Genomic DNA, 12930 nt, shown 5'->3' with positions numbered 1-12930 from the left:
GCGCGAGCACAAGAAGCTCGCTCTACGCCAAGCCGCATGACCAGCTTCATGATCGCCCATTTTGCAGAACTTGACGCACACAACCTAATTGTTCTTTCTTTGGCACCGAAAAGACAGGCGACTAGCCTGGGTCGGCGCCAACGGAAGTCTCCCTCCCCCTTGTGGGGAGGGGTTAGGGGTGGGGGTCCGTGCCGGGCAGACATCTCAAGAATTCCACGTGCGATAGCCCTGCCCACAAGGGGAGGGTGAGCGCAGCTACTGCCGCTTGTATTCCCGCACCGGCGACTTGGTGTCGTCGGTGTAGGTGACCTGCACCGACATCGATTTCACGCTGTCGGCGACCTTGAAATAGGGCTGGTAGTCGTAGGGGATGGCGTAAGGGTCCTTCTTGTCGCAAGGCGGCATCTTGATCTCCTTGTCGAGTGCCGCGCCGTTCAGGCTGTAATGCACCTGTTTGATGGCGCAGCGGTAGGACAGCATCTGGGTGAAATAGACTAGCCCATGGTTGCCGCTGGCATCGAAGGCGATCCACGAGGTCCAGAACTGGTCGAGGATCTGCTTGTTGCCTTGCTGAAGGGCGGTCTCCGGGTCGAAGCGGATGTCGAACGGGCCGGTCTCGCGGCCCCTGATGTCGAGATATTTGATGGCGATGACGCCGGCCACGGTGCTGTCGGGCATCTCGAAGCTCGGATTGGCCATCGGCTTGCCGGTCGTCTGGTCGTTCATCGCCAGGAAACCGGTGTCGGTGAACGGGCCGCTGTCGCCCATGCGCCAGGAGATGGCGGTCGCCGGCTCCGGCAGCGAGATGGTCATCGACCAGCCCTGGTTGGAGCGCATCGGCGTCAGCGAAGGCACGAAGCGGGCGGGATCGAGCACGTCGCCGAGCGCTGCCAGCCGGCTGCGGCTGCGGTCCAGCCAGTCGGCCAACTGCGTCTGGTCGACGAAATATTTGAGCAGCCCGCCATCCTTCTCGTAGGACGTGAACTTGGTCAGCGCCTTGGCCTCGTTGCGCTTGTCGGCCAGCGTCTGGGCGCCGAGCCGGTCTTCCGAAAACTCCTGCGCCAGCAGGAAATAGGCCGGCGCGAAATCTGGATTGGCTGATATGAAGGCGTTGAGCTTGTCGAGACGCTGGACGTCATCGAACTGCTGGATATGCACCAGCTTGATCGACAGCGCCTTGCCCTTGTCGGCAAGCGCGCCGAACACCTCGCGCGCGCCGGCCTTGCCGTCCTGCACCCGAAGCAGCGTGGCAAAGCGCGTGTAGGGATCGATGGCGTCGACGTCGAAGCCGGCAAAGGCGAGGTAGGAGCGCCGCGCGTTGAGCATGTCGCCGGACAGCTCGTAGACGCGGGCATTGTGGTAGAACTCGTCCGGCCGCTTCGGCTCGGCAATCGCCCCGCCCTGTGCCGCCAAGGCGGCAAAGCCCTTGGCTATTGCGTCGATCGAGGCCGCGATCTGCTGCGTCGTCGCCTGCAGCTTCTCGGTCTGGGCGTGCTGCTGCGCCTGGCCGGCGGCCAGCGTCTCGGTCTGCTTCTTCACCTCGTCGGTGGTCTTCTGCACTTCCGCCGTCTGCTGCGTCTGCTGCTGCTGGGCGTTAGCGATCTCGTCGGTCGTCTTCACCACCGTGTCGGTCGATTGCTTGACCTCTTCGACCGTCTTCTGCGTCTGCGTAACGGTCTGCTCGATCTTGGCCACTTTTTCGGAAACGATGCCGATCGATTTCTGCAGTTCGGCGATGGCCGGCACCAGGCTGGCGATCACCCCGTTCTGGGCGTTGGTCTGCTGTTGCAGGCCGTAGACGCCGCCGGCAACGGCCGCTGCTGTTGTGGCGAAGATCAAGGCCGGCAGCGCCTTTGCCGCCAGCACCAGCCTGAGCACGATGGCGATGGCGATGATGATTGCGGCGATAGCGGCGACCAGCGCGATATAAGCGGCGAACGGCGCCAGCGGATTGAGGATGTCGGAGGCAGCACCCCCGATAAAGGCGACGCTGCCGGCCCATTTGCCGGTGCGGCTGAGCGATGCCCTGATAAGCGAGGGCGCTGCGCCCCCGGCCCCGATATTCGTCATGCCAAGCCCCCAAGCCCTCGGATACCACGCCCCTTCCCAAGGGAAACGCGGCCTTGGCAAGGAAAGACACGGGAAAACCGGCGTTTTCGGGGCGGCTTCGCAGGCTTGGGTTCCTCGCCCCCGAGGCGGAGCAATCGCATATGGGAAGCGGAGGCTTTCGCTCTACGAATACCCCCACCCCTAACCCCTCCCCACAAGGGGGAGGGAGATTTCTGTAGGCGCTGATCTCGGCAACTGTCGATATCTCGACGTCCAAGACGAATAAGAGCGCGCGGCAGCATCCCCTCCCCCTTGTGGGGAGGGTTAGGGTGGGGGTCCATCTTCGCAAAAATCCGTATGCGATTGCCCTGCGCTGTGCAGGGGCGAGGAACCAAGTTGTGCGAGGCCTCGACAATCCTGGGACTGTCAGCCATTAACCAAATGGACGCATCACTTGCGTTACGTTAGCTTCGCCTCATCTCAGCAACAGCCGACCCCAGAACAGTCCTGCCCTTGTCCAACCTCCTTCTGCTCATCCAGAGAGTTTTTGCGGCACTCGTCCTGCTGGTGCTGCTTGCCGGCTGCTCGACCACGACGCCGCCCGACAGCGTGCTGGCCGTGCCGGCGCCGGCGCAAAAATATGCGGCCATCGTCGTTGACGCCAGGACCGGCAAGCAGCTGTTCGAGGTCAGCTCGACGGCGCAGCGCTACCCGGCCTCACTGACCAAGATGATGACGCTGTACCTTTTGTTCGAAGCGCTGGACTCCGGCCGCGTCACCAAGCAGACGCAGATCCCGGTTTCGGACCATGCCGCCTCGCAGCCGCCGACCAAGATGCGCTTCCGGCGCGGCGAGAGCATCGATGTCGATTCGGCGATCCGCGCCATCGTCGTCAAATCGGCCAACGACGTGGCGGTCGCGGTCGGCGAATATCTCGGCGGCTCGGAGGACCAGTTCGCTGCCATGATGACATCCAGGGCGCGCCAGCTCGGCATGACCAGCACCACCTTCCGCAACGCGTCGGGCCTGCCCGACGATGGCCAGATGACGACGGCGCGCGACATGGCGGTGCTCGGCATGGCGCTGCGTCAGCGCTTTCCCCAGCAGTTCCACTATTTCTCCGAAAGCGACTTCATGTTCCGCGGCCGGCTGGTGCGCGGCCACAACGACATGCTCGGCCGCGTGCGCGGCGTCGACGGCATCAAGACCGGCTACATCAGGGCCTCGGGCTTCAACATCGTCACCTCCTACAACGCCGACGGCCGCAATTTGATCGTCGTGGTGATGGGCGCCGACTCAGCCCGCCAGCGCAACGACCATGTCGAAGCGCTGATCCAGCGGAGCCTGTCGCCGACCATGGACGGCGCCAAGACCAGGCTGATGTTCGCCGAGCAGTAGTGGCCGCGGCGCGGTTCGCGTCTGGGCGCGCGGTGACGGATAGGAATTTGTTCTTGACTGGTGAGGGCAGCTACGCTACTGTTTTGGGTAGGGTGCTGAGTCGCGCCAATTGATCCACTGGAAACGTGACCCGCCCGCAAAGGCGGGTTTTTTGTTGCCGCCGTCCCGTCGCCTTCTCCGGCAGCCCTGGTTCCATTTGGCGGAGACATCCATCGCTTCGTCATCCTAGGGCGAAGCAAGGAGCGAAGCGACGCGGCGCAGACCCTAGGATCCATGCCGGACTCCAAGGCCCCGCAGCGGTGCTGAATTCGGCTCCGCTGCATTCTCCGGCCAAGGTCGCGGCATGGATCCGCGGGTCTACGCGTCTGCTTCGCTCCCGCTCCGCCCGTGGATGACGTTGTTGAGGCTTCGGCCAATTTCGAAACGTCTCCACCCGCCCTGAAGGGCGAGCCGCCAGCAGCCACATCGCCTTCTCCGATCAAAACCACTTGTCCGGCCTGCGAAATCCGTGCCCGGCGCTGGCTATGCGCCGCCACCTCTGTCTATCGTCGCCCAGCATCAGGAGCCCACCATGAGCACCGTCCCCAAAACACCCGAGCAACCGGCCGACAATCAGAACGACAGCGGCGGCGAATATTTCGAGGCGCCGATCGTTGGCGAGCTGGAGGCCGATCCGGTATCGGACGAGCATTTAGAGACGCCCGAAGTGCCGGACTCCGAACCCGCGGGCCCCGGCGCCCACCGCGGCAAGCCCAAGAAAAAACCGTCGGCGATATCGGGCCGCAAATTCCGCAAGCGCGATCTGGTGCGCATCGACACGCTGCGCCCGAGCCTCGCCGACCGCATCCGGTCGGACCATCCCGACCTGCCGGCCGGCGCCCGCATCAGCCGCGCCGAGCTCGGCCGCTACCGCATGCGTTACATGGAGGAGCTGCTCCAGCAGGAGCACGGCGAATTCTCCGAGCTCGACCGCCAGGTGGTCGAATCGATCGCCAGGCAAGACACGATTTCCGAAAACTCGGAGGAGGAGTTCGAGGAGCACCGGACCTTTGCCGACCGCGTCTCCGACAACATGGCTTCCTTTGGCGGCAGCTGGTGGTTCCTGATCTCGTTTGGCAGCGTGCTTCTGGTGTGGATCGGCATCAACCTGATCGCCGGCATGGCGGGCGCCTTCGACCCCTACCCCTTCATCCTGCTCAACCTCTTGCTCTCCTGCATTGCCGCCATCCAGGCGCCGATCATCATGATGAGCCAGAGGCGGCAGGAGTCCAAGGACCGCCTGCGCTCCTTCAACGACTACCGCGTCAACCTCAAGGCCGAGCTGGAAGTGCGCCATCTGCACGAAAAGCTCGACTACCTCATCTCGCGCCAATGGACCCGCCTGGCCGAAATGCAGCAGATGCAGCTGGATGCGATGCACGAACTGACCGGCGCGAAGAAGGCGAAGCGGGCCGTGCGCGGGCGGCGGACGGTGAAGAGTGGGGCGGGGTGAGTAGTGGTCCGCGCAGCGGACGAAAAGCCAATTGCTTGGCTTTTCGAACTACGAACGCCCTGAGCCTGCGAAGGGCTGGATGGGCCGCAGCCTTGACGCACCGAGCCAAGTCGCTGCGCCAATCTCCAATTGCCCGTTGAAGCCTGCGCCTGCTTCCGCTAAGAAGCCGTGACTTGCCGGTTCACCGGCTGGTTCGTTTTCCGGTTCCCGGAAAGCACCCGTAGCTCAGCTGGATAGAGCGCTGCCCTCCGAAGGCAGAGGTCACAGGTTCGAATCCTGTCGGGTGCGCCAAATGACCATGTCGAATCATCGCCGAAGATGTCGCCTTAGGCTTGGGAATTCATGCGCCGCATCTTTCCCAATTAGATCGATGGCCCACAGGAGATGTCCGCTGCCAATGGGCATGCGCGCGCTTCTGAGGGCTGAGGCAACGGCATCGCTTAAAGTCTGGCGTCCCAACGCCTGCTCGACCTTCGGATGGGCGAGAACGTCGCACGTATCGCCGAACACAATGCGCGGATATAGCTCTGCGCAGATCCTGCGCCCTTTGCGCTCATCAATAATAGCGATATGTCCGCTGCCGTAGGCTGCGGCAATTGTTGCTGCCTCGCCGTCATCAAGGGTCGAGTTGCCGGGGCCGACTACCAGTCGCTCGAATTCGAGTTCGTCGGATTCACTAATGCCGATGACCGAGATCACGCCACTAACTATCAGTGCTTCCGTGAGGGCTCGATCCGGCCGGCCGGTACGGGTATCTTCACGCAGTTCATCGAGCACGATGTCCGTGATCAGGATATCATTCGGGACGGCGCGCAGGATCGTCTCTGCGCTACCCGATGCGTTCAAATTAATCGCGACGCTTGCATCAAGGATAATCGGTTCAGAGCGATTAATCAGGCAGGACAGCCCCATCGGCCTCGCTCCCTTCGATCTCAAGCCCTTCAAACATCCGACGCAGTTCGAGCCTGTCGATGTGGAGCATCCTCGCCAGTTGTCCTTCGCTTAGCAATTCGCGGCGCCAAGCTTCACCCGCCAGAAGTGCGAGACGCAACGTGGTCGGCCGATCTGCTTCGCCCTTATGATTGTCCGATGCAGGCAGGTCACCGAGCACCTGTCTTGCCTGGTCATCCGTGATGTTTCCGTTGGCGACGAACCAGTCCCACGTTCCGGTCTTCGTCAGTTTCAAATCCTCAAGTCGCCGAGCCATCGCCTCGCGGGAAACTCCAAAAACATGTGCGAGAATAATGATGTGTCGCCGCGTGAGTTTGTCCGCTCCAGCGACAATCTCATTGAACTTTTGCATGACGGCTCGCGCGGGCGTCAGGAATGCAATGGCAAAGGCCGTCGCATACCTTTCCTCGCGCGAGTTGGTCGTCTGCTCCTCTTCCAACACCTCCGGGCTTCGACGCGTCGACACCAGATGGCCAAGCTCATGTGCTGCGGTTTGTGTCCGCCGCTCCCTGGGATGATTTGCGTTAAGAAGGATACACGCGCCCAGCTGATCATCGTAAGCGAAGAGACCCGAGATCGGCCCTTTGAGTCTACGGATGTAAACGCGCACACCGAGCTCAATCTCCAGCAGCGTGATAATGTCCGAGATCGGTGATAATCCGAGGCCGAGCCATTGCCTTAGTTCGAGCGCGTCTTGCTCCGCCTGCGCACGAACGTCGCCAGGCATGATCTGGCGCTCGGGAGGATAGTTGTAGGTCCGCTTCATCCCCAGCAATTGCTCAAGCTCCACCTCCGCCTGCGCCAGGCCGGCAAGCTTCTGGACGGCTTGTTCAATGGCGTCGTCGATCCGCTGAAATTGCTTGCGGAATTTCGGTGCGAGATTTGACTGAATGGCTTCCTGCCGAAGAAGCTCATTGACTGACGTGCGATAGATCTTGGCGAAGGTGCGAAGTTCGTCCATTCGCACTTTGCGCTGGCCCTGTTCAATCGCAATAAGCGTGGTTCGCGCGAGACTCGCGTCAGCTGCTGCCTCCGCTTGCTTGATGCCCGCCTTCTCGCGTGCCTGCCGAAGACGTTCGCCAATGGCCGCCTGCGAGAGGCTAACCGTAGCGTCGCTCATTGTCCGCGTCCTGCAAAGCCGGCGACAAATGAGTTTGGTCCCAAAGAAGTCATGTAGTCGGTCCACTCTTTTTCGTGTTGGGAAAGCAACCGGTCGAGATTTTCTCGAACGGTGTTCTCCGAGATACCCAATGCTTGCGCGAGCTGGAAAGTCGCCAGCCCCAGCGTCTGTTCGGCCAGCCGCGATTGACGAAGGCTGGAGAGATGCTCGAGGTGCAGCGTGCCCGCAATGGCATATTCACGCTGCGCCTTGCTGCTAGCTTGCCTATACCCCGTTGCCGCAGCGGCCTGAAACTCAGGCGCACCAAGATTGTCCCAGATATAGGTGCCGTCGTTCTCTTTCAGGCCCGCATAGTGAATGCTCATTCGTCGCAGCATGCAGGCTGCGCATATTCCACATTGCCGGCGATGGTCATCGACCGACGCATGGCGGTTATCCTGCCAGCATGACCGTGTCGCCGCCCATTCCATCGGACGATCGGCAGATGCATACGCGCTTAAAGTCTCGCCCTTGGTGAACCACAAACGGGGGAATTCATAGCGAACATCGTAACCCAGAAGTGCCTTCAGCAATGCACTCATCCGCACCGTGAAAAGTGGGTGATTTCTGTAGTCTTCGTAAGCCTGGCCTGGGACAACGAGGACGGGGCCAAGTGCACCTTGACCACTTTCGGGCACGATCACCTGCGGTGCCTTCGCCAGATAGGCAGCGATACCACTTAGCATCCCAAACTTGAATCCGCGTGAGCGCGCGGTGGATTCGGCAAAACGGCTGGCGCTGACGATCTTGTATGGCACAGCCGTGAAAGGCGCATTCCGCCCACTCTCGGTTTTGGGCTGGTCGGCCGTCTTTGATCCAAGCCGAACCCGAACAATCTGGTCGCCTAGCTCCTTGTCCATCAGCGCACTGACCGCGCGCGAATCGAGGCCATCACTGAAAGGCATTACAGCCTGAACATTCGTTGGCAGAAAGAGCTGCGATTGCGGCGGCGGAGGTGCCTCGCTTTTGCGCCTATAGACAGTGATGTCCCATCGGTCACCAGTCAGTAGTTCGACCGCATCGTGGAGTGATGCAAGGACAGCATCATTCCATTTGTCTGGTTCGTGTACCGGTAGATGCAATCTAAATGAACGCCCCCACAGCCGCTTGGATCGGCGCAAGGTTCTATCGCAAAACTCTATAGCTGCTGCGAGCAGAAGTGCGTCATAGACCATGGGCTCCCAGGCCACGAAGAAATAGGATGCGAGCGCGTGCGTGTTGAAGTTGAGATGCGTGCCGAGTTGACATTTGAGCCAGTCGCGGCGCGCGGATGCTCCGACCTCAACAACATGGACCTGAAGCGAAGGCAGCTCGTGTGCATTGGCATCAGTCATCACAGCGCCACCCCGTCGTCGAGACCCTGATGTCGGACTGGCCGTGCCGGCGTGACGACCGGTGATTGTCCAGTCAGCTCGCGGGCAAGCGCGTTGAAATTGTATTGCGACATCACGTTGTCTAGACGGTAACCAACATTTGCGGCACGCCACGCGGTGCTCTCCCGCGCATAATGCTCTTCGATCTGGTATCGGCCTTTGCCCGTCTGAGCCTTCAGCGCATTTGCCGTTCCTTCGCACACGGCATCCGGTCCGAACCCGCCCCGTGAGAGTTCGCGGATGATATGATCGATGACCATTCGGCGAAGCGGATAGCCGCCGACCATTTCGCGGCGGAGAGTTTCAAGTCCCGCAACTTTCTCACTGTCAAAAATTGATGCTTGACGATCCGTTCCGACAAAACTTTGGACAGCCCGCATCAACTCGTCGCATTTCTCTTCCTTCCAATCATCCTTCAGCGCAGGCCCTACCGCTTCACATACCTCATCGATGTCAAATGCGGTTTTATCTGCGCGTTCCGCCAATTGGCGCCATTTAGGCCTCCGGGGCAGACTTCTATGTGGTCCATCACTCATTGGCGATTCTCCATGTCAGAAATAAATCATAAAATACCTGACAATGTCAAATTCAAGCGTCGGGAATGGTCGGTGCGGTAGATGACGGAAGAGTTCATTGAGCTTGGATGCGCGTCGTCATCCGGAGCGTGGCCCTATGTTATCGATGCCTTTCGAGTCTGCAGAACGCGAGTGTGCTTGCTGGCCGTGACGAAATAGTTGATATAGAAGAATAATTCTCGGTGGCCGCAGTTGGCAACGTGCGATCCCCAGATACTCTCAGGCGCTAGACGCAAATTCTCAGCCCTATTCCTCTCTTGGAAATGATCGAGATAATGTTAGCTGAAACCAACCAGATAGTTATTTGGATAACTGCTCTTACCGGCGTAGGTGTAGCGCTCGTCGGAGGGGTAGCAGGTTACCTAACGGCAGGATGGCGCTTTCGAGAGGTTAAGCTTTCATACGATCAGAAGACTCGCGACAACTATCTGGAAAACGCAAGAAAAGTTGCCTCAGAAGTGTATGTTCCGCTTGCGGTGGCTACCTCTGCGCTTACCAGAGCCTATTCCGATTTTCGCGTCCATATTAACTTCGAAGGCGTGCCAACCCCGCCGGGTGCAACAAATCACTTCAAGGGCGCATGCCGAAATTACGAGAAAACGTTAACGGGTCTTATTGATCGCGGCGCCACGGCCTATTTAACACTGTCCCTCGAAGAGGAGTTGACCTCGTTCTCAACATTCCTTCGCGAATCGATTCCCGCCAAATCGACCATAAATAGGCTTACTCTCGTCCCCCAATTCTACGGCGTGGCCGATACTGTCGTATATCGCAGTGAGAATAGCTGGGCGTTCCGATGGTCGCCGCTATTGGTTGCACTGGTTCAGATGGTGCCAATTGGCGGCGTCAGGCTTCGCGCTGTTCGAGAAACACTTTGCGCGCCGCTAGACTCCAAGGATTTTGAGAGACGTTTCCAAGTATCAACACTTACCATAAGCGCTTTGATAAAGGAGGTTACTTTGGGATCGCGGTCTTCGCCAAAAATCTAAGCGCTAGCTCTCAAGCCACGGCTGCCCCTTTCAAGTCCGGCTCTTCCGCATACACAGCAATGGCAGAGAAACCGTGTCGTCATGAATGCGACCCCTGGCGATGGAATGAGCTTAGTCGACGCGTGGCTGAAGCGGCTGGATGGGCGGATGCAGGGTGCCAAGCATTTCGCTCCTATCGCACCCACACCCCCCTTACACTCTCCCGCTCCACCAGCGGACACTCCAGCTTCGTAATCGGATACCGCCCCCGTCCAGGAGCCGCCGGCGCCTCCAGCTGTTCGATCGCCCATTGGCCCATCGCCATGTGCGGCAGGATCGAGGTTGTCAGCGGCGGGAACAGATGCCGGGCGATTTCCTCGTCGTCGTAGCCGACGACGGAAATATCCCCAGGGATGTGCAGGCCGGCTTCCTTCAGCGCTTCGTAGCAGCCGATCGCGGTGCGGTCGTTCTGGCAGAAGATGGCGGTGGGCTTATCCCTGAGCGCCAAGAGCTTGACGGTCGCGGCGTAGCCGGCGCTGGCCGACCAGTCGCCCTCGACCACCAATTCGCCGTCGAACGGGATGTCGGCGGTGGCGAGCGCGCGGCGATAGCCCTTCAGCCGGTCCTGTGCCGCCTGCATCCACGGCTCGCCGGTGATGGTGGCGATGCGGCGGTGGCCGTGGCTGATCAGATGGCGGGTCGAGCTCTGGCCGCCGGCGATCTCGCTCGGCACCACGGCCGGGAAGGCATAGTCCGCCGTGTAGCAGTTGAGCAGGATCACCGGGATGTCGAGGCCGTAGAGATAGTCGGGCGCGGTGATCTCGCGGGTGAAGATGGTCATGTAGATCAGCGCCGAAATGCCCCGCTTGGTGAGCGCGGCGATGGCGCGGGGTTCCATGACGGAATCGCCCAGCGTCTGCGCCACCAGAAGCACGTTGCCGGCATTCCACGAGGCCTGGCGCGCGCCCTCGATGGCGACCACGGCTTCCGGGCTGGTGGCGAGCTGGTCGACGGCAAAGCCGATCACCCCGTCGAGTCCTTCGAAGGCGGGCCCCTCGAAGGCAGGCAACGCCGGGTGAAGGGCCTCGAAAGCGGGCGCGGCGTAGCCAAGCGTCCGCGCGGCTTCGATCACCCGTTCGCGGGTCTGCTGCGACAGCTTGATCCCCGGCGAATTGTTGAGCACGAAGGAAACGGTCGCCTGCGAGCAGCCGGCCGCCCTGGCGATATCGATCATGGTGACGCGGCCCTTGGCGCCCTTGGCCGGCGCCTTGCGCCGCCTCGCCGTGTCGCTGGCCCGATCCGTCGTCTCGCTCATGGCAAATCCCAGTCTGGCTGGCCGGTCAGGCCGGCAAGATGGCGTGACGCTGTCGATTTATAGAGATATCGTCAAGTCATTTATAACTATTAGTATGCCGGAGGTCCATCCGCCATGGACCTTCATACAGGCCAAAGCTCAAATCACAATAGGCTTGGGCCGCGGGTCAGCGGTGGCCACGGCTCGGCGGCGGATACGCCTGGAAATCGCCGGCATTGGCTCGGAACTAATACTGTTTACTAATACAAAAATGCGCTGTACCGTCGATCGTCGCGTCCGGCCCGGTTGGTCCGGGGCGGCGGGAGAGTACGAAAAATGGCCCGATGGCGAGCGGATCCTACCTCCGCAAGCTTTGTCTCGGATATGTGATATGTCAGACAAATCGGACTATTTACGAACGAAGGATGAGTCTCTAAGGTCCATGATCGTGGCTGGAAGGACGCCATTCTTTCTGTGCCGGGAACCCTTTGAGGAGGAGGGCGTCCACGCTGCAAACGGCAAGTCAGGTCAGTGCAAGATCGGCCGGTCCAACGACTGAGCCAAACGGGAGGTTGAACATGAAATCCTTGATACGCAATGCATCCGTAGCCGCGGCCGCGCTGCTGCTTGGCCTGTCGGCCACGGCAATCGCGCGCGCCCAAGACAAGCCGACGCTGGCCTTCGTCGTCAACGGCGCTTCCGATTTCTGGAAGGCCGCCGAAGCCGGCGTCAAGAAGGCGCAAGGCGAACTGCCGGACTACAATCTCGAACTCAAATATCCCGAGCAGTCCTCGGTCGCCATCCAGCAGCGGCTGATGGACGATTTGGTGACCGCCGGCGTCAAGGGCATCATGGTCTCGGCCGTCGATCCCAAGACCTCGACCGATGGGTTGAACAAGATCGCTTCGGAAACCGCGCTGTTCACCACCGACTCGGACGCCCCGCAGACCAAGCGCGTCGCCTATATCGGCTCGTCCAACGTCGATGCCGGCAAGCAGGCGGCCGAAATCGCCAAGAAGGCGATGCCCGATGGCGGAAAATGCCTCGGCTTCGTCGGCCTGCTCGGCGCCGACAATGCCAAGGAGCGCATCCAGGGCATGAAGGATGGCCTCGCCGGCACCAAGATCGAGCTGATCGACGTGCGCGGCGACGACATCGACCAGGCGCGCGCCAAGAAAAACGTCGAGGACGCGCTGGTTGCCAGCCCCGACGTCACCTGCATGGTCGGCTTCTACTCCTACAACACGCCGCGCATCTATGAAGCGCTGCGCGACGCCGGCAAGCTCGGCTCGATCACCGTCGTCGGCTTCGATGACGATCCGATCACGCTGGGCGGCGTCAAGGAAGGCACCATTGCCGCCACCGTCGTGCAGCAGCCCTTCGAATGGGCCTATCAGGGCATGAAGCTGATGGCTGCCTATCTCAAGGGCGACAAGTCGGGCATCCCGGAAGGCAACCTCATCATCATCCCGACCAAGATCATCGGCAAGGATGACGTCGACGCCTACGCCGCCAACCTGAAGGCGATGGCCGGAAACTGATCGTCGGCGGCGCTGCCCCTCATCCGCCTGCCGGCACCTTCTCCCCGTATAGTGACGGGGAGAAGGGATGCGCTCCAACGCTGGCAATCCCCCTCTCCCCGTTCTTCACGGGGAGAGGGTAAGGGTGAGG

At 60.7% G+C, this 12930-nt stretch carries 10 protein-coding genes and 1 tRNA gene; 5 read left to right on the top strand and 6 right to left on the bottom strand.

Annotated elements, in window-relative coordinates:
• Positions 1-255: 255 nt before the first annotated feature.
• Complete coding sequence (locus NKH52_RS28160) at positions 256-2070, bottom strand: methyl-accepting chemotaxis protein (RefSeq protein WP_352727698.1); 1815 nt, start codon at positions 2068-2070, stop codon at positions 256-258.
• A gap of 492 nt (positions 2071-2562) precedes the next feature.
• On the opposite strand from NKH52_RS28160, the gene NKH52_RS28155 reads away from it, so the two are divergent.
• The 3 genes from NKH52_RS28155 (at position 2563) to NKH52_RS28145 (ending at position 5230) form a co-directional block, all read left to right on the top strand.
• Positions 2563-3447, top strand: a complete 885-nt coding sequence (locus tag NKH52_RS28155; protein ID WP_352727700.1) for a D-alanyl-D-alanine carboxypeptidase family protein — start codon at positions 2563-2565, stop codon at positions 3445-3447.
• A gap of 571 nt (positions 3448-4018) precedes the next feature.
• Positions 4019-4939, top strand: coding sequence for a DUF1003 domain-containing protein (locus NKH52_RS28150; RefSeq protein WP_352727702.1), 921 nt, complete (start codon positions 4019-4021; stop codon positions 4937-4939).
• A 214-nt stretch (positions 4940-5153) separates the two neighbouring features.
• Positions 5154-5230, top strand: a tRNA-Arg gene (locus NKH52_RS28145).
• 15 nt (positions 5231-5245) lie between these two features.
• Here NKH52_RS28145 and NKH52_RS28140 read toward each other — a convergent pair.
• The 4 genes from NKH52_RS28140 to NKH52_RS28125 are packed head-to-tail and all read right to left on the bottom strand — an operon-like array spanning position 5246 to position 8958.
• On the bottom strand, positions 5246-5851 hold the full coding sequence (locus NKH52_RS28140) for a PIN domain-containing protein (RefSeq protein WP_352727704.1): 606 nt from the start codon (positions 5849-5851) through the stop codon (positions 5246-5248).
• Positions 5829-7010 carry a helix-turn-helix domain-containing protein gene (locus NKH52_RS28135; protein ID WP_352727705.1) on the bottom strand — a complete coding sequence of 394 codons (1182 nt, stop codon included), beginning with the start codon at positions 7008-7010 and terminating at the stop codon, positions 5829-5831. The genes NKH52_RS28140 and NKH52_RS28135 overlap by 23 nt, the downstream gene beginning before the upstream one ends.
• Positions 7007-8383: a 7-cyano-7-deazaguanine synthase gene (locus NKH52_RS28130; protein ID WP_352727707.1), complete on the bottom strand. Its 1377-nt coding sequence runs from the start codon at positions 8381-8383 to the stop codon at positions 7007-7009. The genes NKH52_RS28135 and NKH52_RS28130 overlap by 4 nt, the downstream gene beginning before the upstream one ends.
• Positions 8383-8958: a hypothetical protein gene (locus NKH52_RS28125; RefSeq protein ID WP_352968171.1), complete on the bottom strand. Its 576-nt coding sequence runs from the start codon at positions 8956-8958 to the stop codon at positions 8383-8385. Before NKH52_RS28125 ends, NKH52_RS28130 begins: the two co-directional genes overlap by 1 nt.
• Before the next feature lie 314 nt (positions 8959-9272).
• On the opposite strand from NKH52_RS28125, the gene NKH52_RS28120 reads away from it, so the two are divergent.
• Positions 9273-9986: a hypothetical protein gene (locus NKH52_RS28120; RefSeq protein WP_352727711.1), complete on the top strand. Its 714-nt coding sequence runs from the start codon at positions 9273-9275 to the stop codon at positions 9984-9986.
• A 172-nt stretch (positions 9987-10158) separates the two neighbouring features.
• Here the strand turns inward: NKH52_RS28120 and NKH52_RS28115 are convergent, their stop codons facing one another.
• Positions 10159-11280 carry a LacI family DNA-binding transcriptional regulator gene (locus NKH52_RS28115; protein ID WP_352727713.1) on the bottom strand — a complete coding sequence of 374 codons (1122 nt, stop codon included), beginning with the start codon at positions 11278-11280 and terminating at the stop codon, positions 10159-10161.
• Between the two features lie 557 nt (positions 11281-11837).
• Here NKH52_RS28115 and NKH52_RS28110 point away from each other — a divergent pair.
• Entirely contained in the window at positions 11838-12800 is a 963-nt protein-coding gene (locus NKH52_RS28110) for a sugar-binding protein (RefSeq protein ID WP_352727715.1), read from the top strand.
• Positions 12801-12930: the final 130 nt, after the last annotated feature.

It is taken from the genome of Mesorhizobium sp. M1066 (genome assembly GCF_040318635.1).
GTDB lineage: Bacteria > Pseudomonadota > Alphaproteobacteria > Rhizobiales > Rhizobiaceae > Mesorhizobium.
The sequence above is the reverse complement of the archived record's forward strand: the minus strand, read 5'-3'. Positions and strand labels throughout refer to the sequence as shown.